The sequence below is a fragment of the Microcoleus sp. K4-B3 genome (genome assembly GCF_036704615.1).
Lineage (GTDB): Bacteria > Cyanobacteriota > Cyanobacteriia > Cyanobacteriales > Microcoleaceae > Microcoleus.
This window is the reverse complement of record NZ_JAUBSF010000030.1, coordinates 37,108-61,626: the sequence shown is the minus strand read 5'-3', so window position 1 is coordinate 61,626 and position 24,519 is coordinate 37,108. Positions and strand designations below refer to the sequence as shown.

24 protein-coding genes are annotated in these 24,519 nt (G+C 43.4%); 15 read left to right on the top strand and 9 right to left on the bottom strand.

The window, feature by feature from the left end; translation table 11 throughout:
- Positions 1–291: 291 nt before the first annotated feature.
- Complete coding sequence (locus tag QUA78_RS15380) at positions 292–1,788, bottom strand: glycosyl hydrolase family 57 (protein WP_333398888.1); 1,497 nt, start codon at positions 1,786–1,788, stop codon at positions 292–294.
- A 180-nt stretch (positions 1,789–1,968) separates the two neighbouring features.
- On the opposite strand from QUA78_RS15380, the gene QUA78_RS15375 reads away from it, so the two are divergent.
- The 7 genes from QUA78_RS15375 (at position 1,969) to QUA78_RS15345 (ending at position 6,548) form a co-directional block, all read left to right on the top strand.
- Entirely contained in the window at positions 1,969–2,697 is a 729-nt protein-coding gene (locus QUA78_RS15375; RefSeq protein WP_333303130.1) for an AIM24 family protein, read from the top strand.
- Between the two features lie 90 nt (positions 2,698–2,787).
- The gene (locus QUA78_RS15370) at positions 2,788–2,976 is read left to right on the top strand and encodes a hypothetical protein (protein WP_333303131.1); all 189 of its coding nucleotides are present in this window, start codon (positions 2,788–2,790) and stop codon (positions 2,974–2,976) included.
- Positions 2,973–3,272 carry a hypothetical protein gene (locus QUA78_RS15365; RefSeq protein ID WP_333303132.1) on the top strand — a complete coding sequence of 100 codons (300 nt, stop codon included), beginning with the start codon at positions 2,973–2,975 and terminating at the stop codon, positions 3,270–3,272. The genes QUA78_RS15370 and QUA78_RS15365 overlap by 4 nt, the downstream gene beginning before the upstream one ends.
- A 57-nt stretch (positions 3,273–3,329) precedes the next feature.
- Positions 3,330–3,479 carry a hypothetical protein gene (locus QUA78_RS15360; RefSeq protein WP_333398887.1) on the top strand — a complete coding sequence of 50 codons (150 nt, stop codon included), beginning with the start codon at positions 3,330–3,332 and terminating at the stop codon, positions 3,477–3,479.
- Between the two features lie 108 nt (positions 3,480–3,587).
- Positions 3,588–4,766: a DNA cytosine methyltransferase gene (locus QUA78_RS15355; protein WP_333303134.1), complete on the top strand. Its 1,179-nt coding sequence runs from the start codon at positions 3,588–3,590 to the stop codon at positions 4,764–4,766.
- Positions 4,767–4,770: 4 nt separating this feature from the next.
- The gene (locus tag QUA78_RS15350; RefSeq protein ID WP_333303135.1) at positions 4,771–5,853 is read left to right on the top strand and encodes a DUF262 domain-containing protein; all 1,083 of its coding nucleotides are present in this window, start codon (positions 4,771–4,773) and stop codon (positions 5,851–5,853) included.
- Entirely contained in the window at positions 5,850–6,548 is a 699-nt protein-coding gene (locus QUA78_RS15345; protein WP_333303136.1) for an MAE_28990/MAE_18760 family HEPN-like nuclease, read from the top strand. The genes QUA78_RS15350 and QUA78_RS15345 overlap by 4 nt, the downstream gene beginning before the upstream one ends.
- 231 nt (positions 6,549–6,779) lie before the next feature.
- Here QUA78_RS15345 and QUA78_RS15340 read toward each other — a convergent pair whose 3' ends face one another.
- Complete coding sequence (locus QUA78_RS15340; protein ID WP_333303137.1) at positions 6,780–6,935, bottom strand: hypothetical protein; 156 nt, start codon at positions 6,933–6,935, stop codon at positions 6,780–6,782.
- Positions 6,936–7,245: 310 nt separating this feature from the next.
- Between QUA78_RS15340 and glgA the strand changes: the two genes are divergently transcribed.
- Positions 7,246–8,721 carry a glycogen synthase GlgA gene (gene glgA, locus QUA78_RS15335; protein WP_333303138.1) on the top strand — a complete coding sequence of 492 codons (1,476 nt, stop codon included), beginning with the start codon at positions 7,246–7,248 and terminating at the stop codon, positions 8,719–8,721.
- Positions 8,722–8,941: 220 nt separating this feature from the next.
- Positions 8,942–9,313 (top strand): DUF4342 domain-containing protein, encoded by a 372-nt coding sequence (locus QUA78_RS15330; RefSeq protein ID WP_333303139.1) that lies wholly within the window; start codon positions 8,942–8,944, stop codon positions 9,311–9,313.
- Between the two features lie 66 nt (positions 9,314–9,379).
- On the opposite strand, the gene QUA78_RS15325 is transcribed toward QUA78_RS15330, so the two are convergent.
- From QUA78_RS15325 to QUA78_RS15310, 4 genes are all read right to left on the bottom strand, one after another.
- Positions 9,380–10,723 carry a serine hydrolase gene (locus QUA78_RS15325; protein ID WP_333303140.1) on the bottom strand — a complete coding sequence of 448 codons (1,344 nt, stop codon included), beginning with the start codon at positions 10,721–10,723 and terminating at the stop codon, positions 9,380–9,382.
- Positions 10,724–10,864: 141 nt separating this feature from the next.
- The gene (locus tag QUA78_RS15320; protein ID WP_333398886.1) at positions 10,865–11,017 is read right to left on the bottom strand and encodes a hypothetical protein; all 153 of its coding nucleotides are present in this window, start codon (positions 11,015–11,017) and stop codon (positions 10,865–10,867) included.
- Between the two features lie 529 nt (positions 11,018–11,546).
- Positions 11,547–11,894: a hypothetical protein gene (locus tag QUA78_RS15315; RefSeq protein ID WP_333303142.1), complete on the bottom strand. Its 348-nt coding sequence runs from the start codon at positions 11,892–11,894 to the stop codon at positions 11,547–11,549.
- A 40-nt stretch (positions 11,895–11,934) separates the two neighbouring features.
- Positions 11,935–12,108 carry a hypothetical protein gene (locus QUA78_RS15310; RefSeq protein WP_333189164.1) on the bottom strand — a complete coding sequence of 58 codons (174 nt, stop codon included), beginning with the start codon at positions 12,106–12,108 and terminating at the stop codon, positions 11,935–11,937.
- 276 nt (positions 12,109–12,384) lie between these two features.
- Between QUA78_RS15310 and QUA78_RS15305 the strand changes: the two genes are divergently transcribed.
- The 3 genes from QUA78_RS15305 to QUA78_RS15295 all read left to right on the top strand — a co-directional run bounded on the left by QUA78_RS15305 (position 12,385) and on the right by QUA78_RS15295 (position 15,672).
- A complete protein-coding gene (locus QUA78_RS15305; RefSeq protein ID WP_333303143.1) occupies positions 12,385–14,253 on the top strand; it encodes an AAA-like domain-containing protein in 1,869 nt (622 codons plus the stop codon).
- A 308-nt stretch (positions 14,254–14,561) separates the two neighbouring features.
- Positions 14,562–15,161, top strand: coding sequence for a Uma2 family endonuclease (locus QUA78_RS15300; RefSeq protein WP_333303144.1), 600 nt, complete (start codon positions 14,562–14,564; stop codon positions 15,159–15,161).
- A gap of 232 nt (positions 15,162–15,393) precedes the next feature.
- Entirely contained in the window at positions 15,394–15,672 is a 279-nt protein-coding gene (locus QUA78_RS15295; RefSeq protein WP_333303145.1) for a S1 RNA-binding domain-containing protein, read from the top strand.
- 155 nt (positions 15,673–15,827) lie between these two features.
- Here the strand turns inward: QUA78_RS15295 and QUA78_RS15290 are convergent, their stop codons facing one another.
- Together QUA78_RS15290 and QUA78_RS15285 are read right to left on the bottom strand one after the other, a co-directional pair.
- A complete protein-coding gene (locus tag QUA78_RS15290) occupies positions 15,828–16,721 on the bottom strand; it encodes a M48 family metallopeptidase (RefSeq protein ID WP_333303146.1) in 894 nt (297 codons plus the stop codon).
- Positions 16,722–16,811: 90 nt separating this feature from the next.
- Positions 16,812–17,558, bottom strand: coding sequence for a 5-formyltetrahydrofolate cyclo-ligase (locus QUA78_RS15285; RefSeq protein ID WP_333303147.1), 747 nt, complete (start codon positions 17,556–17,558; stop codon positions 16,812–16,814).
- 361 nt (positions 17,559–17,919) lie between these two features.
- Here QUA78_RS15285 and QUA78_RS15280 point away from each other — a divergent pair, with 361 nt between their 5' ends.
- Complete coding sequence (locus QUA78_RS15280) at positions 17,920–20,694, top strand: AAA-like domain-containing protein (protein WP_333303148.1); 2,775 nt, start codon at positions 17,920–17,922, stop codon at positions 20,692–20,694.
- A gap of 272 nt (positions 20,695–20,966) precedes the next feature.
- Here the strand turns inward: QUA78_RS15280 and QUA78_RS15275 are convergent, their stop codons facing one another.
- Complete coding sequence (locus QUA78_RS15275; protein WP_333303149.1) at positions 20,967–21,431, bottom strand: COP23 domain-containing protein; 465 nt, start codon at positions 21,429–21,431, stop codon at positions 20,967–20,969.
- A 344-nt stretch (positions 21,432–21,775) separates the two neighbouring features.
- Here QUA78_RS15275 and QUA78_RS15270 point away from each other — a divergent pair, with 344 nt between their 5' ends.
- Together QUA78_RS15270 and QUA78_RS15265 are read left to right on the top strand one after the other, a co-directional pair.
- Entirely contained in the window at positions 21,776–22,273 is a 498-nt protein-coding gene (locus tag QUA78_RS15270; RefSeq protein ID WP_172189715.1) for an HNH endonuclease, read from the top strand.
- A gap of 245 nt (positions 22,274–22,518) precedes the next feature.
- Entirely contained in the window at positions 22,519–23,793 is a 1,275-nt protein-coding gene (locus QUA78_RS15265) for a bifunctional oligoribonuclease/PAP phosphatase NrnA (RefSeq protein ID WP_333303150.1), read from the top strand.
- Positions 23,794–24,519: the final 726 nt, after the last annotated feature.

Here is a 24,519-nt window from a genome sequence, read left to right as displayed (position 1 = left end):
TTGCCAACTTTGACTAAATGGTTCGTTGAAATCTTTTGTCGAAGTGAGTGAAATTTTGGATCATTTTTTCGTTGGAACACTCTAAGCATTTGATACAGGGGGGTCACTAACTCTCAATCTCTCTCGCGATCGTCTTTGTATTTTGTGGGCGAGTAATGACGGGGTGACAACCTCATCATTACTCGGCTACAAGCGAGAGATACGAGAATTTTAGTCTTAAGTTGACACGACGAAAGGCTGTGGGGTGTCCCGATCCGCAGCTATTTGCCCGATCGCAATTACCAACTTTTTCTATTTCATTAAAGCAGCGCCGCGGTTGTAAAGTTCGCGCGCGTAATCAGTCCAAGTTCCCTGTCCCCAATAGCGGAAACAACTTGTTTGCACCAACAAATTGTAAAGCAAAGCTTGCTGGTATTCAAACTGCTTGGTAACGGTCGCATCTTGCTGCAACAGCGGGTCGTATTTTTTGTGAAATGCAGCGCTGAGTAGATTCATCGGTTCCAAGACATTTTCGTAGCCTTTCACCCAACTCAAATCGTTAGTCCAAGAAGCACCATCCATGTGAAAATTATGGTCTGTTTGCTTGAGTTGGGCGATCGCACTTTCCACTTTTTCCGGCGTCGCACTGTCGGGATCGACTAGCTGCCAGATTTTGTGCTGGTTAACCCCTTGACAAACAGGATAATCGTCAGGATTAACACCCGCCGCTTCAATTATCTCCAAATATTCAGTGCCGTTTAAACCGACAACACCGGATTTTCCGCCGCCTTGTTCGCGGTTTTCGTGCCAAGCTTTGACAAAAGCGCTGGGAAATTCGTTCATCATCACGCCACCATTTTCCCCGTCGGCAATTTGAGTGACTAAAGAAGGAATGGTCACACTGCCAATTTGCTGTTTATTTCGTCCTTTCGCTTCGTAATAGGGCTGCATTTGACCGACCAATTTTGTATCAGAACCTTGAGTTTTAATCAAAGCCGTGATGCCGATCGTTTCGCCGTGAGAATTGCGGGAAACCAAACGGTTGGGAATATATTTTTGGTCTTGCGACAATCCCGAACCGTCGGAATTTTCTACAGAATGTTCCTGCACCATCAGCCAGCGGTAGCCGCATTCTTTCAAAGCTTTGATGTATTCGTAAAGTGTATCTGGGTGATTGGGAAAGTGCATTTCTGGGGGCGAAAAACCTTTAACGCGCTTGAGGGCATCTATGCCAAAAATGGCTGCAAAATGATGTTGCCATGCTTGAATTTGGAGTTTGATGTCGGGAATGGGAGTTGAGGGAATGACGGCGTGACTCCACATTGTCCCCAGCCATTCTACGTGAGGTTGATATTGAGCATCGCAGGTAATCCGCTTGAGATTATCGAAGATATCGTCGCGTCCCATTTGGCGCAATCCCCACAATAAATTGCCCGAATAGTCGAGCATAATTCGCGGGTTGCAGCCTTCGGCAATCAGTTGGGGGATGAATTCTCCCATGCGGGAATAGCACCAAGCAAAGACTCCGGCGTTGTGATTGTCTCCTTGGTTGGGATGTTCAAACATATGCTGGAGATTGCTGATTAGTTCGCCGTTTGCACCGGCAGGAATTGTGGGTTGGTGCATGTGGAGGGCGCAGGCAAATCCGGCTTGAATGTTTTCGAGGCGCAGATTTGTGGTAGGTAGAAAGACTGGTTCGTTGCTATTGGCTGCGGCATTAATTTCTGCTTCGGAGCCGCAAATATTGGGCAGTCCTGAGTTGATTTCTTGTAAAATGGGTAAATTGGGAGATTGTGCGATCGCAGGCATAAATTTTTCTCAACAATTGTGGAGCGGCGCTGTCTGCTATTGCTAAAATAGCTAGATACTTTAACAGTAGCAGAGGAAGTCTGCAAAAGATAAATTTCACAAGATAAGTCCGGGATCGCAGAAGCCCCAAATCACGGGTCAAATGTTTAACACATTTCAAGTAAATAGGCGAGGTATATTATGAAATACGAAATCAAGGTTTTGGAACCAACGGATTTGTGGTACATCCAAAATAACATCAATCCTGAAACCAATAAGTTTTACCATCCTACTAAAAATATTCCCCTCGTTCAGCAAGTAGAAATTAACTTGAACAATTCGGGAGCGATAATTCAAAAAGGTGCGCTGCATTGGTGTATGGGGAAATTGACTGCAGGTGTTTATAAAACGGATAACCGTTTGAAAGATATGTGGGTATCTTTGACAACGGAAATGGACTACAACGCTCCCGTATATCAAGGGACTGGTACGGTGAAGCTCGAACCGAGACAAAAAGGGAATTTCCTGCATTATACGCCGATCGAGCTTTCCGATGCAGAGCAGTGGGAGTTTGATGACGGTATATTTCAGTTTTGTTCGGACAATGTAGTTATCGGTGCTAAAAAACTGAAATTGCGACAAGTGGCTGCTTCTAATGACGGTAGGTGGAGAATTGCTGTTACAGCTTTGCGCGAGCAAAAAGCTACTGTTGTAGCAGCTACAAGTTCACCGGCTAAGATTGTCGAACTCAGACAAGGTGAAACTTTGATAGCTGATTGCGATTTGGTTAAAGGATTTACCAAGGGGATTGAAGAAGATTATCGAAAATTAGGTCATTTTGGCAAAGGCGGCGGGGAGGGTTATGTTTGGTTTTATCAGGGGAAAGGTAAATTGTTAGTGTGTGAAAATGATGGGATGGGTTTGGGTTGAGTTGTTGCATTTTTTTCGATCGGTATGAGAATTATGAGTGGGATTTATGCAAGATAAGGAGGAAGAAACATCGCACACAAATTTGCAGGCATGAAAGTGTCTGAGATTCTCAAAGGTAAAAATGGTAGTATAAAACAAGCACAGCTTCCGGCAACTTCGCCAAGTTGGGAAGAATTTAGCGAAATGATATGGGAGCAAATAGAAAGAGGTGCTGAAGAAAATATCCCAGGCTTTAGGATGGTTCGCAAATTGTTGAGCGATCGGAGATTTGATAGATGAAAAATAATGGATTTGACCAACTAATATTATTTTTGCAAAAATTGGAAAAACAGGCTATCGATTACAGTTTAGCGCATCATCGCGATGAAGCTATGATGGTGATTGTGGCTGTACCTGGGGAACGGTGGGAAATTGAATTTTTGAGTGATGGTTCGGTGGAGGTAGAGAAGTTTTTCAGTAATGGAGAGATTGCTGGAGAAGAAGCTTTGAGTGAGTTATTCGATCGATATTCGGAACTAGACGAGACAAATGGCGATTTGGCTCAAAAGATTGAGTTGACAAATGCGATAAAATGAGTTAAATTTTGCGGAATTTGCGATCGAGTTGCAGCAATTTTGGGGCATTACTTGCAGGTGATTGAATATTACCAGCAGTCATTAGATATGCAGCAGGAAATCTCGGCTATCGCTTTGGGGAAGCCAATTACTGGCGATATCTGGGCAATGCTTACCGCTGTTTGGGGCGGTGCCAGGGGGCGATCGAATACAGCCAGCAGAGTTTAGCGTTCGCGCGCTCGATACGGGTCAGAAAACAATGATCGCACTGTCTGCCAGCAGTGATATGATTGACCAAGATACGACCGTTAAGTAGAATGCAGCCTTTTGAAAAGCATGACTCAGATGCCAAAAAAATCAGTATTAAGGAGAACTTTATGCGATAAAAACTGGCTATTCTCTAAAGAACCGAGCAATTATCGATTTGAAGCCTCCCACGAAGTGAATGTCGTTGATTTGTTCTGCGGGTGTGGTGGGTTGACTCTGGGCGTACTGGAAGCTTTACGTTGTAATCAGATAGCCGGAAGCATTAAGCTAGCGATTGATAAAAACCCTCATGCTCTAGAAATATACAGAACTAACTTCGGGTTAGCTGATGATGTCGTTTGTGAGTCAGATATTGGGCGACTTCTATCAGGTAGTTTAGAGGAGTCTGCACAAGATTGTGAGAAAGATTTGATAAAAGCTCTTAGCAAAGTTGATATTCTTGTCGCTGGTCCGCCATGTCAGGGGAACTCTAACCTTAATAACTGGACGCGGGGCAATGATCCCAGAAACCTGCTTTATTTGAAGGTTGTCAGATTTGTAGAGTTAGTTAAGCCCAAGGTTGTGATTATCGAAAACGTTGCTACTGTTATTCACGATAAAAGCCAGGTAATAGATAAAAGCCAATTCATGTTGGAAAGGCTGGGTTATACAGTAGCGCAGTTCTTCGTAAAAGCCTCAAATATCGGGATTCCTCAAATACGCAAGAGGCATATACTTCTGGCGGTAAAGGATATGAAGTTTTCTCAAGACTCTTTAGTAAGATTATTTGAAACCTCTATTGAACCTCCCCTATCTGATTCTATAAACGATTTGCTGGATGAAGATAAAGGCAAGAGTGGTATTTTCTATACACCTTCTCAAATGAGTGAAGAGAATAGAAACAGAGTTAACTACTTGTTTGATAACGATTTGTATGACTTGCCTGATTCGGAAAGACCACCCTGTCACAGAACCAAGAAACACAAGTATAGAGCTGTGTACGGTCGGCTTCACTGGGATAAACCAGCCCCTACAATCACGGGTGGTTTTGGCTCAATGGGGCAGGGACGCTTTGTTCACCCTTTACGAAGAAGAGTCATCACTGCTCATGAAGCGGCGAGAATTCAGGGATTTCCGGATTTTTTCGACTTCACGTCAGTACCTACTAGAGGTGCACTCTATGAAATGATTGGCAATGCTGTGCCCCCTAAAATATCCGCATTAATCATAGATTTTATTGTTCAGCATGGAGCATTTCAGGAGGATTGATCAGATGCAGTTAAACGAACCTGTCAGCCAAATTTCTGAGGAGATGAAAGAATTAGCTGAGAAGCAAATTCAGAAAGAAAGAAAAGTTGTAGACTATGATACTCGAGAACCATTAGTTGGAAGTTTAGTTCAAAAATTTATACGGCCTTACAATCCCGACGATCTACAAGATAGCAGTAGAGATATTTACCTTCCAGCTTACCAAAGAAAGTTCGTATGGAGCATTGAACGCCAAGCGAAGTTTATAGAGTCTATTTTGCTCGGTTTACCTCTTCCCTTCATGATTCTAGCTGATATGCAAGATGGAAGGTTAGAAGTCGTAGATGGTTCACAAAGAATCCAGACTTTAGACAGTTTCCTAGATAATAGGCTAATTCTGGAAAAGCTTAAACGGCTTAATACTCTCAATGGATTTACCTTTGATGACCTGCCTCTTTCTCAACAAAGGCGCTTCAAAAATCAACCAATTCGAGTAATTGTGCTGGGTGAAAAGGCTGTTGAATCTGTCAAAAAGGAGACTTTTGAACGTATTAATACAGGCAGTGATATTCTCAAAGATATGGAGGTTCGCAAAGGAGCCTATCAGGGTCCATTTTATGACTTTGTAGAGGAATGTGCAGCTAATCCAAGATTAGTTGCTATGTGTCCTTTAAGTAAGGCTCGTGAAGATAGGCAAGAGCGAGAGGAGCTTGTGCTACGCTTTTTTGCTTACTCCGAACGTTACTTGCTATTTAAGCATGAAGTCAAAGAGTTCTTGGATGCGTATATGCGCGATAAAGATACAGGTTTTAGCAAAGAGGAGTACAGACAGGATTTCCTAAGAATGGTTGATTTTGTTGAGAAGTATTTCCCTTATGGTTTCCGCAAAGTTCCACGTGCGAAAAGTACTCCCCGAGTGAGATTTGAAGCTATTTCCGTTGGTGTCAATCTTGCGATTAAAGTCAATCCTGCTTTAGTACCTGTAAGTATGGATTGGTTAGATTCTAAGCAGTTTAATTATCACACAACAACTCATGCTAGTAATTCCAGTACTAGGCTAAAAGATAGAGTAGAGTTTGTAAGAGATTCTTTGCTAAACACGATATGAAAAAGATTTTGAAGGAGTTCAAAGAGCGTGTGAAGGAAGTAAATCTATACTTCGACTTTCTATCAACTGTTCTAAGTACAGATATTCATCTATCTTCAACTAAAACTGATGTAATTAAACCTATAGATGTCGAGGTTCAGAAAATATTAAAAGCAAATTTTTTTCTAATTCTTTATAACTTGACTGAGGCGATTATTAAAAAATCAATTCAAGAGATATATGACTCAATGGAGCGAGATGGATTGTCATATAAGTTAACAAGAACTGAGATACAAAAGATTTTAATTAGTTATAGGTATAAGCAACTTCGAGAATCTAACTCTGCAAATTTTGTGCAGGCCATCGAAGAATTATTAGCTGATGCTCTTAATGATGCTGCAATGAAACTAGATCCTAAGTCAATTCCTATTTCGGGAAACCTTGATGCTCAAAAAATTAGAGAACTTGCTAGAACCTACGGCTTTTCGGAGATGACTAAAAAAGCTAAACGGGGAGGCTCAGATTTACTTATTGTGAAAAATCAGCGTAACTTGTTGGCGCATGGTGATCTAACATTTTCTGAATGTGGTCGTAACTACAATATTAGTGATTTGAAGAGGATTAAGAACGAGGTAATTTGCTTCCTTGAGGATATTCTCAAGAACATCAAAGCATATATTGATGCAAAAGAATACTGCGATAGCTCCAAAAAGTAGAGTAAGATTTTTTGATTTTACAGTTCTAGTTGAAGGTAGAAAACCCTAACCGTGATGAATTGGACTACTCTTCGTCGTCATCGTCCAACTCTGCTTGTGAGTCCTTCAACTCATCCAGGAAATCCTCATCCTCTAATTCACCACTTATTGTCCAACAAATCCACCACAAATTGAATTGGATATTTAACCTCTTTTCACAACATTATTTATAAGTTGAATTGCTGCTGAGTCTTATGGGATTAGCGGGAAAGCATCTCTAGCTTGCTGCTGAATTTGTTCTATCCAGAAGTCTTGCAGCCGCATTTGCTGGTTGAATTTCCACGATAGAATCTCTGAGTTGATGTTTGGCAGCACAACAGGTGCTCTGTGCCAATCAGTTATCAGCATCGTGCGAGAAGTTTTCGCGCAAATTCGGCAAAAAATTTTTTAAATATTTAATTGACAAATGCGAGCAAATAAGGTATGAAATTGATTTTAGATTGAACCCACGGATGCGTCCTGTGCCTCCTCTGGGGTTTAAATAATTCAGATCTGAGCGGAAACGATATCACCGATCGCCCCAATCTGCCCCAACATCCGCTAGCTGTGCGTATTTTCCTGTATTCCCAATGGCCTACTTGCTTATTTGCCGAGAACTCATATACTTTGTCAAGTTAAGAAAATATTTTTTTGATTCAGCCAGGAGCGAGAAAAAAAAATGTATATCGTACAAATTGCCTCGGAGTGCGCCCCGGTCATCAAAGCAGGGGGTTTGGGCGACGTAGTTTACGGTTTGAGTCGGGAGTTGCAGAATTCCGGTCACTGCGTCGAGATTATTCTACCCAAGTACGACTGCATGAGGTACGACCACATTTGGGGACTTCACGAGGCCTATCGAGATCTAGCTGTGCCCTGGTACGGCGGCGAAATCCTCTGCGATGTCTTGTGCGGCTGGGTGCACGGGCAGTTGTGTTTTTTCATCGAACCTCGTTCTCAAGATAACTTTTTCAATCGCGGCTGTTATTACGGTTGCAATGACGACAATATGCGGTTTGCATTTTTCAGCAAAGCCGCTTTGGAATTTTTGCTCAGAAGCAACAAGCGTCCCGATGTGATTCACTGTCACGATTGGCAAACTGGTTTAGTTCCAGTCATGCTGTTTGAAATTTACAAATACAATTGGATGGAAAATCAGCGAGTCTGCTATACCATTCACAATTTCAAACATCAAGGCATGGGAGGTGGCGATATTTTGCAAGCCACGGGTTTGAATCGAGATGATTATTATTTTGAGTACGATCGCCTCCGAGATAACTTTAACCCTTTTGCCATCAACTTTATGAAAGGTGGCATTGTTTACTCGAACTTTGTCACCACAGTTTCGCCGCACCACGCTTGGGAAGCTCATCTTGGCGAGTTTGGCTACGGTTTGGGCCACACTTTGCATTTGTATCAAGAGAAGTTTCGCGGGGTGCTCAACGGCATTGATTACGATGTGTGGAACCCAGAAAGCGATAGCTATATTCCGCACCACTACACTCAGGAGGATTTGGCAGGAAAAGCCAAAACTAAAAAAGCTTTGCGCGATCGGCTGTTACTGCGCGATGCTGACAAGCCTATTATTACCTTTATCGGTCGTTTGGACGACCAAAAAGGCGTTCATCTCGTCCACCATGCAATTTATTACTCTCTGAGTAAGGGAGCGCAATTCGTGCTTTTGGGTTCCGCGACGGAAGCGGGAATTAACGCGCATTTCCAGCACGAAAGACAGTTTTTAAATGATAATCCAGACTGCCATTTAGAACTAGGTTTTAATGAGGAACTGTCGCACTTAATTTATGCGGGTGGGGATATGATTGTGGTTCCCAGCAATTACGAACCCTGCGGGCTGACTCAGATGATCGGGTTGAGGTACGGTACTGTTCCTGTGGTGCGGGGAGTTGGCGGTTTGGTGAATACTGTGTTCGATCGAGATTACGACACCCGCCACCTCCCTGAAGAGCGCAACGGTTACGTGTTTTACCAAAGCGACTACGGCGCTTTAGAGTCGGCGCTCGATCGGGCGATCGGATTGTGGTATGACTATCATGATGAATTTGAAAAACTCATGCTTCAAGGCATGAGTTGCGATAATTCCTGGAAATATCCAGCTAAAGACTATGTGGAAATTTACGAGCTAATTCGACACAAATAATCAGTATGGGCGGGTTTTCCCAGAGATATTTTCTCTACCTTGAGGAATAGATAAATCCGCCCTTTTCTAACCAGACAGAGATAATGTTTTGAGTAAAAATGCGGGGGTGGAAAGTACGAATGCAGATTGTAGGGTTTCCTTGCCTGTCATTCCCAAGTGCGATCGCCGAAGATAAGGGTATACAAATTAAACGGTTGGTTTTCACCCGCCCTTACAAAAAATGAACTCACAACTAGAACAACAAGTAACGATTCTACAAGACGAAACAGCAGCAGCCGGAACTTCAGCCAACCCAACAGTTGAAACTCCTTTATTCGCTTCAGAATTTGCAACAGAAGAAAAAGTCAGAGTGGAAGAGTTCAAGATTAGCGCCGACAGTTTAATTGCTAAAGTCAAAGAGCTAATTCAGCAAGGAAAACTCCGCCGCCTCGTCATCAAAAACTCGCAAGGGCGGATTTTGGCAGACATTCCGCTGATGGCTGGATTAGTGGGCGGCGTTGCAGGCTCGGTAGTCTTTCCAATTGCTGCTGTACTTGCTACATTTGGGGCAGTTGCGGCTCATTTGACTGTAGCCATCGAGCGCAAAGAATAGTCATTAGTAATTAAAAATTTTCTCTTCAAGTCCGCGAAGGCGGACTTTGTTTGTTTAGTAGCGATTTCAATCGCCGAATTGTCCGATCTTCTCCGGTACTTTCGCCGCTGGTTGGTCTAAATAATTGTAAACAATCCGCGAAATTCGACGGACAAAATCTCTGACAATCGGGTCATTGTAAGGACGTTTGACAAAGATTGCGGCTAAATAACGCTTGCCGTTGGGCATATCAATAATTCCCGCATCGCCAACCACAAAGCCGATATCTCCGGTTTTGTCAGCAATCACTGCTCCTGCGCCTAAACCCGAAGGTAACAGCGTTCTAGTTGTGGTGCGCCGCAGTAATTCTAAAGCTTGTTCCCGACTCGATTCAGAAACTAATTTATCGCGAGACAGCATCGCCAGCAGCTTTACCATATCCACAGAACTTGTGGTATTTGTTCCTTGAAAATCGCCGAGCCAATTGCGAATTCTGGTGTCAGTTAATCCCCAACTGCGAAAACGCTCGTTGAGTTTAGCAATTCCCCCCAAACGTTCAATAATCATGTTGGTGGCTGTATTGTCGCTGATGGTAATCATTTTATCTACGGTTTCTCTGATGCTAAACCGAGTGCCATCTGGTTCGTCTTGCATAGTTCCAGAGCCGCTGGCAACTAAGTCGGACTTCATAACTAATGTTTCGTCAAGGCTAACTTTGCCTGCGTCTACATCTTGATAAAAGGCTATCAGAATCGGTAATTTGATGGTACTCGCGGCCGGAAATACGCGATCGCCCTTGATGTCTAAATAGTCTCCTGTATCTAAATCCAGAAAAAACATTCCGGCGCTGAGGGATCTATACTGTTCGATCGCACTTTCGATTTGAGGCTTGATGGCTGTCATTTCCAAGCCTGTTGACATCCCCAAATCAGCGGAATAGTTTCTCTGATTTCCGGGAGAAACAGTGGGCGTAACTTGACCTGTTGTTTGTTCTATCCGGGTAATAGCTGTAGGTATAACAGACTCGTTCCCGGCTATTTGCTCTGGATTCGGCAACTGAAACGACCAGCGCGTGGCAGATTCTCTAATGACTCGGACTTGTTGCGGGTCTAACTTATAACCGGGAGTTAATTGTATGACTAACCTGGTAGTTTCGGTGTCAAATTGCCCGACTCTAATTTGTTGAATAGCTGAGTTGTAGCTTTGAGGAGTTTCGGGATATTCCAAGACTATTCCCGGTAAATCAATTACTAAGCGGGTGGGATTTGCAATGAGTTTAACTTCCGGCTGAACTCCTGAATCTGTTGTTAAATTGAGTTGGTTTTCGCTGGCATCGAAGTGCCAAGATGTTAGTGTATCAGCTTTTGCGGGCAGGGCGATCGACAAAACAGCAATTAAAGCAGGCAACAGCGATCGTAGTTTTGGAGTCATGTTTGAAGAGAAAGAGTTTAACGGCGGCAACGAGAAAGCGGCGGTCACAGCGTTCTCAACCGCTTTCGGCGCGAACCACATAGCATCATACAGTTAACTCTTGCCCGCAGCCGTAAATTTTATTATTTTCTTTGAGAATATTCAGTTTTCCGAACCGATCGCAAATCCGGTTCTATTACCCATCTTTTGGTCGGCTGGGAGTGAACGCAAGCTTACAGCGGTTCCCGCTGTATTTTTTTGACCAAAAACTTGATAAGCCAAATAAAAATACAGTAAAAAAACACGGGTATCCATATCGAATTCCAGTATTCAAAATCTTCATAATTAAGCTGTTGCCCACGTAATTTCGTAGTCAAAAGGTCAGTTAAAATAATATTAATTTCAATGATTAGAGTCGCCATAAAAACTCCACAAATTGTAGAGCGCCAAACTAGCACAATCGGTAAAACAAGCATAAATATTAACGAAGACAAATCAATAAGGTAGGCAATTTCCGACATAGTTTTATCGATTGAGAAAATCATAATTTACCTCCGGCACTTGTTCAAGTTCATGAATATTTTATCCTGTTGTTTGTTCTAAGATTGAACGCATCTAAAACCTAAACCAGAGCTAATAATTTGATGGATACCCCAGTTTTTTTAGGTCGTTGATTATTTTAGTTTTACAGCGGTTCCCGCTGTATTTTTTATCGGAGAGCGAGCGAATATGCTTTCCGACGCTTTGAATACAAAATGATATTTGATTGTTATTTATTGTACCACATTACAGCGGTTGCCACTGTATGTAGGAGCAAATTTTATTAGCCCTTGGTTCGTGTAAATCAAATAAATTCAAGTTGAGCGATCGCCTTATTTCTTGAATTTTCTATGGCATCAATCGCGGCTTTGATCAACACTTTTCCTTTAGCAACAAATCGGCGATCGCTCAAAGGATCGTAAGCTTCCCAATTACCGCTAATTTCGCGGTCGCACCACAAAAACCAGCAGCGGTAGATTTCCCCGCTATCTATATCATCGCACAAAGCCAGCCAATCATCCCCCGTGAGAGCGCTGGCATCTAATGCTACCAATTCAACCCACGCAAGTGCAGTGCAGGCATCGATCACCTCAGCATCAACGGAGTCAGATTTTGTAGCTGTAGGTTGCGGGGAGCAAAGTGTAGACTTCATAATTTCTCCTTAATTAAATTAAATCAATCAATGAATTTCCCTATTTATGGAACTGCCCCGGTACGGGAATTGGAAAAGCTGTGTTTTGATGAATTTCTGATTGGTCAAATTTACCAGCCGCTGATGCTTCTGTTAAATTATTAAGTGTATTAATTGTGAAAATGGCGCCGGTTCCTAAAGCGGCCATTGCCAGTCTGTGTAAGATTTTGCTCATTTGGCTGCTCCTTTTCTGCTGGGTGTCTCTACTCTAAAAAGTTAAGTGGTCATTAGCGGCGGAGATTGGGGAGTTAAGAAAAAATTTTTATACTCAAATATATTCAACTGTTGAATCCGTTATCAGGACAGAGTTTGAGGAGTCGATCGCCCACAAAACTACTCCAAGTAAAATGCCTTAAATTCCGGCTAGCTGACTATCTTCCTTAAAATCGCCTAAAATAGGGACTTAAGGCGTTAAACTTCCTAGATTCCTTTCCCTTTCAGTGCAAGCGAAGTGCTCAAGTCAAAACGCGATCGCGGTCGCATTCTCACTGCCTCTGGCTTAAAGAAACTTAACGAGGCGCTCCAAGAATGGTCTGACCGACATAACATTAGAGGTACTCTGACTGAAATCGAGGCTGAGTCTGGCGTCGGTGCCGATACAGTCAGCAAAATTAAGCAGGGTAGAGAAGGTGCGGATTTGAGTAAAATTCGCCAGTTGTTCGCGGCTTTTGAAATGACTCTGGCGAATGGCGACCACCGATCGGCTAAACTTGAAGAACCGGAAAATTTAGACGAGCTGGACAATTTGCCGCCAGCGGGGGAAACAGCCACCAGCAGCAGAATTGTTAAAGTATTTGTCAGTTATCGCAACGCCGAACCAGATCGCGAGTTGGGAAAACAGTTGGAAATAGCCTTAAGCGCGATCGGTCATACAGTTTTTACAGCAGAAAATAACATTAGATTGGGAGATAATTGGTTCGAGCGCATTAATTTATTCCTCCAAGAATGCGATTATTTGCTCCTACTATTGCCGCCAACGGTCAGCCAAAGCGAACTGCTAACATATCAAGTTCAGCAAGCAAAAGAACTGCAAGATGCTCGCGCTGACAGAAGACCAATAATTCTCCCCATCCGCGTCGGTTTTCCGCTGAACGCGCCTCTAAATCACGATTTGCGGGGCTATCTGTACCGGATCAAACAGAGGGAATGGAAAACCACCGCCGACACTCCAATTATTATCGAAGAAGTTCTGAATTTACTAGCGGAAGAACCCGCACCAGTTACCGAAGAAACGGAAAATTTAACACAAAAACAGCTATTAGAAATTAGCAGCGACGAAACACCTCTACCCGCCGCCGAATCGGAATTACCGGGAGGACAAGTCGATGTCGCTTCTCAATTTTATGTAGAACGCCCGCCCATCGAAGAACGCTGCTATCAAACTATAGTGCAGCCCAGCGCGTTAATTAGAATTAAAGCACCGAGACAAATGGGCAAAACTTCCTTGATGGCAAAAATTTTGCATCACGGAGCCCGTCAAGGCTATTGCACCGTGCCGCTAACTTTTCAGTTAGTAGATAAAGCCGTATTTGCCAACTTAGATAAATTCTTAAAGTGGTTTTGCGCTTACGTCGGCCGCGAGTTGCACTTAGCAAATCAATTAGACGATTATTGGGACGAGATTTTTGGCAGCAAAGTCAACTGCAAAGATTACTTTGAAAAATACATTTTGCCGCAAATCGACAGTCCTTTAATTTTAGGATTAGACGAGATCGATCGCGTTTTCCAATATCCCGACATTGCCGAAGACTTCTTAGGACTGCTGCGGGCGTGGCACGAAGAATCAAAGCGGCGCGACATCTGGAAAAAACTGCGATTAATTGTAGTTCACTCCACCGAAGTTTACATTCCGATGAATATCAATCAATCACCTTTTAACGTCGGGCTGCCAGTAGATTTGCCAGAATTCAACCATCAGCAAATACAAGATTTAGCAGCGCGTCACAACTTGAATTGGTCGGAAGCCGAAGTTGAGGAATTGATGGCAATTGTCGGCGGACATCCGTATTTAGTGCGAGTTGCATTATATCACATTTCGCGCTCGGGTTTGACACTCGATGAATTAAAAGAAACTGCGATCGCAGATGCTGGAATTTATAGCGACCATTTGCGCCGGCAGTTGTGGAATTTGGAAGAATATCCAGAGTTGGCGCAGGGGATGAGAGAGATTGCAGCGGCGGATTCTCCGGTGCCATTAAAGGCGATGCAGGCGTTTAAATTAGACAGCTTGGGGTTGGTAAAATTGCAGGGTAACGAGTGCGTGCCGAGGTGCGAGTTGTACCGACAATATTTTCGATCGCACTTAAGCGCGATCGTCTAAGTCAGATGGCTCTGCTATCCTCTAATTCCAGATATGGTAGGGGCGGGTAAACCTGCCAATCATTCCCTAAAATCAACAATCTCATAAACCCGCCCCCACCAAACGACAAATCACAATCTACCTCTTTTTAGATTAAAACAGCCCATGAACTATATTTTTTTGATAACATCCGATAATTGGCTAGATTGGATAACCGTGTTTGGTTATCTAGCCTTTACAGCTTTCATTGCATGGCGCGTTTTCACCACAAAGTAGATATATGTTAAAATTAGGTAAAATCATAACTAAATTAACTCCCGCATACTGTTATGTCGCCTGTTGAAAGCGTCGCAGCAATTCCGAACGATCTGATTTTGCGCTTGAGCATAGAGCAGTATCATGCGATAATTCAAGCTGGCATTCTCACGGATGATGACTCTGTAGAATTGCTGGAAGGTTGGCTGGTTTTCAAAATGCCCAAAAATCCACCGCATCGAGCAACAACTCGTCTTGTCAGAACAGCTTTAGAGAATATTTTACCTGCGGGGTGGTATGTTGATTCCCAAGAACCGATAACGCTATCTAACAGCGAACCAGAACCTGATATAGTAGTTGTTCGAGGGGATACGCGACAATATCTCGATCGGCATCCTGGTGCTGAAGATATTGCCCTGATTATTGAAGTATCCGATACGACGCTTCAGCGCGATCGAACTGTAAAAAAACGGATTTATGCCCGCGCTGGAATTGCGGTTTATTGGATTGTGAATCTTGTTGAAGGACTGGTTGAGGTGTACTCTCAACCTGTTGTGGAAGTTGAGCCGTCAGATTACAGTCAAAGGTTAGATTTTGGGCGATCGGCTGTTATACCGATTATTTTTGAAGGGATAGAAATTGGGGCGATCGATGTGAATTCTCTTTTACCTTGAGATAAAATGAGTAATATCGTTTACGGTTGTTTTTGAATGATTAAACCGCAGAGGCCGCAGAGGGCGCAGAGGAAGAGAAGAGAGAGATGAATAATTCCGATAGCAACGGATTTGAGATAAACCCTAAACTTGTAGGGTGCGTCAGACGAAGTTTTAGGGCGATTATTCAAAGTTTAAGATAGTAGAGCACCTTACTAATTAAATAATGCAACTAGGAGGCTTATAAAATAAAATGATTGACGAGCAACCGTGGGAAGAAATAAAAGAGTCTCTAAAAGTTGGAACTAAATTGAAAGGAGTAGTCACCAAGCACTGGCCTTTTGGGATATTTGTTGCCCTTCCAGGGATAAAGTTTACGGGTATTGTTGAACTCGGGGATTTCAAAGATGAAGGTTTTATGACACGCGATGAATATCCAGCAGTTGGTTCATCAGTTGATGCAGTCGTGCGGGCATTTAAGGAAGCGGGACAACAAATTCGGTTAGGTATGAAGCCCAGCCAGTTGAATTAGTCAAAATAATTGGGAGTGATAAATTGAAAGAAGGCATTGCTGAAAAGCGAGATGATGTGGAACGAAGTTCCAAGCATCTAGTCCTATTTTCTAGCCAGGAATTAGCAACGCCTTCATCTGTTCGTTACTCAGCACTTTGCTATAGCATACGGAATTTACCAAGACGTTAGAAAATTCCAATCTTCTGTAGCGTCTGGGTCTAATAATAATGGTGGCGGTTGATTGGGTTGTTCGAGTAAGGTTTTATAGTCTCCTGAATCGACCCATTTTAGGAGTTCCGAAGCGCGCATCACGACCCAAGATTGCGTGGACTCGTTGAAACTGAGCAACTTAGTAAGTGTATCTTGAGACTCTACACTGTTTTCGCTAAATTCGCGCACTTGAACGAGGAAATCAGCGATCGCTTCCGGTGTTACATAGCAACTGGGTAAACCGCCAAGTTTCATCAACGCGGTAATCGCTACATCCACATCCTGACAAGCCAGTAACGCCGCCCGATCCGCTGTAAACCTTGCCATCATTAACCAATTCCAAAACGCCAGTTCTACCCCATTAGCCGCCAAACCGCCAAATCCTAATGTCGCTGCATTCACCCAAGTCTTTAAAAGCGGCATCACCATTGCTATTTGATGATAGAGCAAATGCTGACTCTTAATGTGGGCGACTTCATGCCCCAATACAAAAATCAGTTCCTGGCTAGAAAGCCATTCGTAGGCTTCTAAATTCACCGTTACAATTGGACTTTCAATACCAATCGTAACGGTAATAATATGCCCCCAACCCCGAAACAAATATAAATCTGGACAGGGAGATAAATCGAGAATTTGACAAGTTTCTTCCAACGCCTGAGACAAGCCCGGAAAATTGTTAGGAGTCACGCGAAAATCACTGCCCAAACATTGCAAACGGAGTAGGCGATCGATACCGTACTCATTCACTTTCTTGAGCAATAAAGAAACTCCCGGCATCTTTTCTAGAGACGCTAAAGCTTTGCGATCGAAAGGATGTTCGTAAGTGTCTGACTTCAATCCTAATAAGACTTTTTTCATCCCAAATAGACCTCCTCTAGAAAATGTGCCTGTTCCTCATCATGCTTAGCCATTCATCTCTCGATTCAGCAATGCCTGAAAGAACTAAATCTAAACTGGCTCTCTCAACTTTCGCAAAATCGGAATTTGCGCCAACTGTTCCGGCCGTATACTATCCCAGTTTAACCCAATTGGACGCGGATAACTTGTATTAGTTTCAATTACCTCCTGGGCAGTAACAATCCAATTCAGCGCCCAATCGTGACCTTGCATTGGCAAACGCAAATCTTCGACTATTTGCAAAGGATGCACTGTTGTTACAATTGGCGTATCGATTTGTACTAACCCGAATTCTTGCAACATAGCCAATTCTAAATCCGCAAATCCTGCACCTTTCCCGGTTCTTCCACCGTTGCGCGTTACTGCTACGCAGCCGACTATTACTAAATCAATCGGCTCCATTTCTGCAAAACTTACCAATCTTCCGCAAGCGAGTGCTTTGCGGGCGATCGCACTTTCGGCAATTGATATATTTTGCCTCTGCAAATCCTCAGCAGTTAATTCAACAAAACAGCGTGTGCTTGTCAAGCGGGGTACTGCCATATACAGGCGTTTTCCCTCCTGCAAAGCACGCCATCGCACCGGAATTTGTGGCGAATCTGGATTGCACTTAATCGTTTTTGCTTGTTGCCATATTGGTAAAGTTGCCAATCTTTCGGCAGCCAACTCAGCACCGACAAAGTTTGGAATATGACCTAACGGATCGCCAATAGATGCGCCTTGCTGCTTCAGCAAAGACCAAATTTCAGCTCTTAACTGGTCTTTGTCGTGGTGATATCCAGTCCAATCAGTTTTCATGCTGTAAGAAGAAGGAAGTTCGGCAACGGATTATGTAACGGATGTAACGGATGTAACGGATGTCAGGAATAAGGAAGAAGGAATAAGGAAAAATGCTCATCTAGCAACTTTTTTAGCCATTTGGATCTGAGTTTTAATTAAGTATAGCAAAACCATTTCATTTGTAAACAATGGATTCAATCATCACAAACGTTTCAGGTTGTTCTACATTCACGACTCAAATAGACTTGCTATATATTCATTTATTGTGGTACAATTAATCATACAAAATTATAATAACCCCTCGATTATTTAGTCTCTTAGAGAGGGACTTCGTTTGACTCTTGAGCGGTTTAAACCGCTGAATGTTCTTTTTTATTTTATGAATTTTACAACAAAGCCCAGTTACTATCAAGTCGGTGGGAGTTTGACAAATAACGCTCCAAATTATGTGAAGCGGCAAGCAGACGACGACCTTTATAACGGATTGAAAGCCGGGGAATTTTGTTATGTTTTGAATTCCCGGCAAATGGGCAAATCTAGCTTGCAGGTGCGGACAATTCAGCGGCTGAGAAATGAAGGAATTGCTTGTGCTGCGATCGACATTTCCGAAATTGGCAACCGCGGCGTCACTCCCGAACAGTGGTATGCTGGTTTGCTACGCATTCTGGAAAATAACTTTAACCTGTCGGATATTGTCAACGTGCGGACTTGGTGGCGCGATCGCAATTTTTTAACCCCGGTTCAAAGATTGAGCGAATTCATCGAAACCGTACTGTTACCCAACATTTCCAGCAATATTGTCATTTTTATTGACGAAATCGACAGCATTCTCGCCCTAGATTTTCCCGCCGATGATTTTTTAGCGCTAATTCGATCGTGCTACAACAAGCGCGCCAACAATTCAGAGTTCGATCGCCTAACTTGGGCCCTATTAGGTGTAGCATCGCCCACGGATTTGTGCCGCGAGCAAAATGCCAGCACCAATACCCCTTTTAATATTGGCAAGGCGATCGAATTAACTGGTTTTGACGAAACAGAAGCTCAACCGCTAGCAGCGGGGTTGGCAGAGCTTACAGACAGCCCTCATGAAGTTTTGAGAGAGGTTTTGTATTGGACGGGCGGGCAGCCTTTTTTGACTCAAAAGCTGTGCAAACTACTGTTGGAAAACCCACAATTAATCCCGAATTTACCCCCCCCAGCCGCCCCTTGCCAACGAGGGGAGAAAGATGCAGCCGCCCCTTGCCAAGAGGGGGAAAAAGATAAAATTAACACTTCTAAAGAGTGGGTTGAGAAGGTAGTGCGCTTGAAAATCGTGGAAAATTGGGAAACTCAAGATGTGCCCGAACATTTGTCCACAATTCGCGATCGGCTTTTCAAAGAAAACCCGCGGATTGTCAGAAGACTCGGATTATATCAGCAAATTTTAGAACAAGCTGAAATTGTCCCCGATGGCAGTGCCGAACAAATGGAACTGCGATTGAGCGGATTAATCGTTAAGCGCCGTGAAAAATTAACAATTTCTAATCCTATTTATGAAGCTGTATTTAACAAAGAGTTAATTGAACAAAAATTAGAAAATCTCTCGCCTTACTCGGAAGCTATCAAACTGTGGCTAAATTCTAACTGTGAAGATGATTCCCAACTGTTGCGAGGGGATGATTTGCAGTCAGCATTAGTTTGGGCAGCCGGAAAAAGTTTGAGAAACGAAGATTTTCAGTTTTTGACGGCCAGCCAAAAAGTTATTTTGAGCGACCAAAATCAACTGCTGCATTCAGCTACACTAGAAACCCAAAAAGCTGTGTGTGATGCCGAAAAAGCTTTGATGGAAGCTGACTCTGCCAAACAAAAAGCCAAACATTGGATCGGAATCGGTTCTGCGGTACTGGCAGCATCGTTAGTAGGGGCGATCGGTTTTTCAACTCTCGCTTACCAGCGGTTTAAACTAGCACAAGCAAGTATTGAAATCGAACAAAATGGCAGCGATGCTTTATTGTTAGCGGTATCTCAAAAAACTGCAAACACCGAAGCTTTATCAGAAGCTTTACTGAGGGCGATCGCCTCTGGAGAAAAATTAAAAACTTTGGTTAAAAACAAACCGCGCCTAGAACAATATCCCGCAACTATACCGCTGTTAGCCTTACAAGTAATTCTCGATCGAATTAGCGAAAAACCGCCGATAAACGCCTCATCACTTTCACAAAGAAAGATGAATTGGCAAGCTCATACTGGTGCAGTTACCAGCGTTAATTTTAGTCCCAACAGAAAAATTTTAGTAACCGCAGGAATAGACGATAGAGTGCGGATTTGGAACTTGTTCGGGCAAAAGATTCTTGAATGGAAAGCTTTGCAGCAGTCAGTTAATATGGTAAACTTTAGTCCCAACGGTAATTTTTTAGCGACTGCCGGAAGAGACAGCACAGTTAAACTATGGAATTTATCAGGAAAAAATATTTCTAAATTCAAAGGGCTTGAAGGGTCAGTTACCAGCATCAGTTTTAGTCCCGAAGGAAAGTTATTAGCCGCCGCAGGAATAGACAGCAATGCTGCAATTTGGAATTTGTCAAAACTGTCCAAATCAATATCATCTAGCGTGAAACTCCCCGGTCACAACGGCTTAGTGAGAACCGTAACTTTTAGCCCAAGTGGCAATTTTATAACAACGTTAGATGGCAACTCTACAGTGCGAATTTGGAATTTGTCGGGACAACTGAAAAAAACCCTTCCCCTTCAGGCAATTGGGATCGGTTTCAGTCCGGCTCAACACCAGCATCGCTTTGCTACAGTAACATTGAATGGCAAAGTCGGGCTGTGGAATCTGTCACGGAAAGAATTAGTTAATGAATTTCAAACATTGCATTTAGATGCGAAATCAATTAGTTTTAGTCCCGACGGAGAACGGCTTGCTACAGTCGGAATTGACAAGACAGTGCGGCTGTGGAATTTAGCAGGGCGGCAGGTTGCTCAATTTGAGTTTGAGGAGAATGTGGTTAGTGTCAGTTGGAGGCGAGACGGAAAGCAAATTGCTGTAGCTGGAAGCAACGGAACTGTCTGGCTGAGGCAGGTTGAAGGGTTAGAAGAATTGCTGAAGCAAAGCTGCAATTTTTTCACCACTCAACCGAAGTATTTTAGAAGAGTTTCAACTATCTGCAAGTAGGGACACGGCAATGCCGTGTCCTCTCAATAATCTGCAAGTAGGGCTTAGGCTCAGTCCATGGGTGTCAACTTAACGTTAAACGTACTACGGATCTGCTGTCTGACGATTAAAGCTCGATCCCCCCTTAATAAGGGGGGAACCGGAGGCGCTCTTTCGTCCCCCTTCTTAAGGGGGATTTAGGGGGATCTAGACTGGGTTAAAAGCGAGATTTCTCAGGGATTTCAGTCTTAAGTTGACACCAATAGGCTCAGTCGTGTCCCTACTGATGACTATCAATTTACCTTAACCGGCGAAACACTTACATTAGGATTTTTGACTTTTCTTAAGAGTTCTTGTCGGGCTTGTTCGGGATTTTGCCCTTTGGGTACTTGATATAATAATCTACAGGAACCGTCTTGAGAATTAGCTGCACAAATAATTAGTTGACCGCTGGGAGATGCACCTGATGTGATAATATTTTCCCAGTTGCCTTGCGGTTGCGAGTTGTTGAGAATTCCCGAGACTCGGGTACACCGAGTAATCGCGTCTTCTCCTGATTCATTGAAATAGTTATCAGCTAGCCACAAAATAACGGGAATATTTTTGCCTTGTTGGACAGCAATTGTAGCTGGGCGGCCGCCAGCAGCGCCGCAGAAGAATGAAGGCGTTTGGGCAAAGGCTGGACTGTTTGCTAAAATCGGAGCAGCAAGGGCAATAATTGACGCGCTAAAAGCTGACTTTAAGAGCCGAAATTTCATGAGCAGTAATAAGCTTTTTCATTTAAGGTTACTAATAGTCTAAAAAGTTAAGCTGTTTGTTGCCGGGAAGATTAGGCATTTAGAGAAAAAAATAAAATTTATTCTGCAAATTTTGGCGATCGCACGCACTGGCCTCATCAAGGCCAAAACTCAGGGAAAAATGCTCGCTGACAAACACCGACTGCAGAAAATAGGTGCAGCCACAGGGGGCGCAGGCGCGAAGGTATAGCGTAAAGGTGCGGTTTTTGACCGTTTTTTGCTGAGCCTTGCCCTTCCTGAACCCGCCCCACCTAAAGTGCAACCTGTGTTAACATCGGGAAAAATATTCTCTTTAATAATCAACAATGGGCAATGTTCTGGTGCTGAACGCCTCCTACGAACCCCTTAACATCACCAATTGGCGAAGGGCGGTAGTTTTGTTGCTGAAAGGAAAAGCAGAACAGGTAGAACACAACGGGAAATTTATTGCGCCAAATTTTCCGCTACCAACTGTGATCCGACTGCGGCATTACGTCCGAGTTCCCTATAAGGATATTCCGCTTACCCGCCGGAACATCTTGCACCGGGACGCGCACTCTTGTCAATACTGCGGTTATACCGGGGACGATTTGACGCTCGATCACGTGATTCCCCGATCGCGCGGAGGAGGCGACACTTGGGAAAACCTCGCTACGGCGTGCGTCCGCTGCAATGTCAATAAAGGCAGCCGCACGCCAAAAGAAGCGGGAATGCCGCTGCGCTATCCGCCTCGGAAACCTCACAGCGGTCTTTATTTTGAAGTGACTAAACACGTTAAGAGCGGTATGCACAAAGAATGGCAAAAATATGTAATAGGCCTTTAGAACCCCTGTCAGCGCAAGCGCGGGGGTTTTTTGCGGAAGTTCTGATTTCTGAGATTGCTTCCTTCCTCGCAACGCACCCGGGGTGCACGAGTTAAAAAGTTAAAAAGTTAAAGACAGAATTTACGCTCTTAAATCCGGTTTCTCGTAAGAAGTATTGGCTTTGACAATAAGGCATCTACAAAGAAACCGGGTTTAAAAGCGAATGTCGCGCAAATCCTGAATAGTTAAATTGTTAATTTTTAACAATGAAAGACCATTTCCCTGCTAATTCCGATGAAACATCTGGCAACCGCGAAGGTGAGCTTGAACCCAGCACCGAGGTTGTACCCAGAGTGAGTGCGCCTGGGAAACGGCGCAGCAAAGCCGAAGTTGCTTCCGAAGAGAATCGCACCAGTCTCCGCGAGGAATTGCACGATCGCAAAGTTGAGCAATTGCGCCAAATGCTCGATCGGCACAAAGGCACTCGCCAGTTAATATTGCTACAAGATTTTCCAGACCCAGACGCACTTTCAAGCGCTTGGACTTACAAATTAATCGCAGAACAGTACGATATCCAATGCGAGATTATCTACGCCGGCGCCCTCAGCCACCAAGAAAATATTGCCTTAGTTAAATTGACAGGGTTGCCGTTGCAGCGGTGGACGCTCGAAACATTAAAAACTAAGGATTTGTCGGTGTATCATGGCTGCGCTTTCATCGACAACCAAGGGACGACTTGTAACTTAACCCAGTTTATTTTAGCGGCTGGAGTTCCGATCGCTGCCGTCATCGACCATCACAATTTGCAGGGGGAAATGAACGCAGAATTTACCGATTTGCGCCCTCAAATCCGCGCTACAGCCACGATTTTGACCGAGTATTTACAGGCTGGACTCCTAACTCTCGACGGCAGCGTCAGCCTGCACATCAAGTGCGCTACAGCTTTGATGCACGGTTTGCGATCGGATACGAACGCCCTCAGACAAGCTCAGGAAGAGGACTTTTTAGCTGCGGCTTATTTGAGCCGATTTTACGACCCGCAGTTGCTGAATGCGGTGTTGCAGTCGTCTCGTTCTAAATGGGTGATGGACGCGATCGAGCGATCGCTCAAAAACCGCACCGTCCAGAACAATTTTTCGATTGCCGGCATCGGCTACCTCCGCTATGACGATCGGGATTCTATTCCCCAAGCGGCGGACTTTTTAGTAACAGAGGAGAACGTACATACAGCCGTTGTTTACGGAATTGTTCACGACAAAGACGAAGAAATTGAAGTAGTAATTGGCTCGCTGCGAACGAATAAACTTACTCTCGATCCCGACGAATTTATTAAAGAAGCCTTCGGCCAAGATGCTCAAGGACGCTTTTTTGGCGGTGGCAGAAGTCAAGCAGGAGGTTTTGAAATCCCGGTGGGATTTCTTTCCGCCGGGAATGAGAACAGCGATTATGCGAGGCTGAAGTGGGAAGTATTCGATGCTCAGATCAAGCAAAAGTTGCTGAAATTAATTAGTCCTAAAGACAATCCTGTTTACGATCATTAACTCTGGAGTTTGTAGATGCGGTCTTTCTTCCAGCAACAGCCTGGGAAGGCGATCGCTGGGTTCGGCCTCCGGTTGCTACGAGGTTTTGCCGCGTTTTTTTATGGTTCCGGGCAAAATCTCAACTTGACAACCAGTCATCTACGCACTCCAACTCTCATCAACCGGGTTTTTTAACTCTTATTGAGGGTTTGAACGAAGTAAGGGGTTTAAAAAACCCGGTTGATTATTCCAGGAATAACAAGAATAAATTTTATTATTTTCCACAAATACACCAAATAAATCTTGATTTTAAATATTTTCAAGAAAGACAACAAAGTATTTTGGAAAACAAACCAGCTTGCTGGAAAAACTAAGTTTTATATAGCTTAATAAATTCACAGCATCATTCTTGAGTTTTAATGATTTTACAGGGTTATTTTTTTTATATCCCAATTAATTGGCTAAATAAATTACAAATTTTTAGAGTTTGTGAGAAAATTTTAGCTAATTTTTTATATAAAAACGCCGCCCAATAAGCCAAATAGAGACGGAAAAACATAAATTATTGGCTAACTCACATAAAAAATAAAATTTGTACCATTTCATAAAAGTTTATATACAAACATAAAGTGTTGGTTTCGTTCCTCAACCAAACAAGCAGTTGCTACGGCTTAAAACAAATTATTATATTTTTTGGTGGCGAGTTAGAATAGTAAAAAAATGCTTAACAAAAAAAGGAACACGGAG

What these genes read in the sequence shown, in the direction of transcription:
- QUA78_RS15315 (WP_333303142.1), bottom strand. Translation starts at nt 11,894, where the DNA reads ATGAAGTCTACACTTTGCTCCCCGCAACCTACAGCTACAAAATCTGAC.
- QUA78_RS15375 (WP_333303130.1), top strand. Translation starts at nt 1,969, where the DNA reads ATGAAATACGAAATCAAGGTTTTGGAACCAACGGATTTGTGGTACATC.
- QUA78_RS15285 (WP_333303147.1), bottom strand. Translation starts at nt 17,558, where the DNA reads ATGAAAACTGATTGGACTGGATATCACCACGACAAAGACCAGTTAAGA.
- QUA78_RS15370 (WP_333303131.1), top strand. Translation starts at nt 2,788, where the DNA reads ATGAAAGTGTCTGAGATTCTCAAAGGTAAAAATGGTAGTATAAAACAA.
- QUA78_RS15280 (WP_333303148.1), top strand. Translation starts at nt 17,920, where the DNA reads ATGAATTTTACAACAAAGCCCAGTTACTATCAAGTCGGTGGGAGTTTG.
- QUA78_RS15300 (WP_333303144.1), top strand. Translation starts at nt 14,562, where the DNA reads ATGTCGCCTGTTGAAAGCGTCGCAGCAATTCCGAACGATCTGATTTTG.
- QUA78_RS15320 (WP_333398886.1), bottom strand. Translation starts at nt 11,017, where the DNA reads ATGGATACCCGTGTTTTTTTACTGTATTTTTATTTGGCTTATCAAGTT.
- QUA78_RS15325 (WP_333303140.1), bottom strand. Translation starts at nt 10,723, where the DNA reads ATGACTCCAAAACTACGATCGCTGTTGCCTGCTTTAATTGCTGTTTTG.
- QUA78_RS15380 (WP_333398888.1), bottom strand. Translation starts at nt 1,788, where the DNA reads ATGCCTGCGATCGCACAATCTCCCAATTTACCCATTTTACAAGAAATC.
- QUA78_RS15295 (WP_333303145.1), top strand. Translation starts at nt 15,394, where the DNA reads ATGATTGACGAGCAACCGTGGGAAGAAATAAAAGAGTCTCTAAAAGTT.
- QUA78_RS15290 (WP_333303146.1), bottom strand. Translation starts at nt 16,721, where the DNA reads ATGAAAAAAGTCTTATTAGGATTGAAGTCAGACACTTACGAACATCCT.
- QUA78_RS15330 (WP_333303139.1), top strand. Translation starts at nt 8,942, where the DNA reads ATGAACTCACAACTAGAACAACAAGTAACGATTCTACAAGACGAAACA.
- QUA78_RS15345 (WP_333303136.1), top strand. Translation starts at nt 5,850, where the DNA reads ATGAAAAAGATTTTGAAGGAGTTCAAAGAGCGTGTGAAGGAAGTAAAT.
- QUA78_RS15265 (WP_333303150.1), top strand. Translation starts at nt 22,519, where the DNA reads ATGAAAGACCATTTCCCTGCTAATTCCGATGAAACATCTGGCAACCGC.
- QUA78_RS15365 (WP_333303132.1), top strand. Translation starts at nt 2,973, where the DNA reads ATGAAAAATAATGGATTTGACCAACTAATATTATTTTTGCAAAAATTG.
- QUA78_RS15340 (WP_333303137.1), bottom strand. Translation starts at nt 6,935, where the DNA reads ATGCTGATAACTGATTGGCACAGAGCACCTGTTGTGCTGCCAAACATC.
- QUA78_RS15350 (WP_333303135.1), top strand. Translation starts at nt 4,771, where the DNA reads ATGCAGTTAAACGAACCTGTCAGCCAAATTTCTGAGGAGATGAAAGAA.
- QUA78_RS15270 (WP_172189715.1), top strand. Translation starts at nt 21,776, where the DNA reads ATGGGCAATGTTCTGGTGCTGAACGCCTCCTACGAACCCCTTAACATC.
- glgA (WP_333303138.1), top strand. Translation starts at nt 7,246, where the DNA reads ATGTATATCGTACAAATTGCCTCGGAGTGCGCCCCGGTCATCAAAGCA.
- QUA78_RS15355 (WP_333303134.1), top strand. Translation starts at nt 3,588, where the DNA reads ATGACTCAGATGCCAAAAAAATCAGTATTAAGGAGAACTTTATGCGAT.
- QUA78_RS15310 (WP_333189164.1), bottom strand. Translation starts at nt 12,108, where the DNA reads ATGAGCAAAATCTTACACAGACTGGCAATGGCCGCTTTAGGAACCGGC.
- QUA78_RS15275 (WP_333303149.1), bottom strand. Translation starts at nt 21,431, where the DNA reads ATGAAATTTCGGCTCTTAAAGTCAGCTTTTAGCGCGTCAATTATTGCC.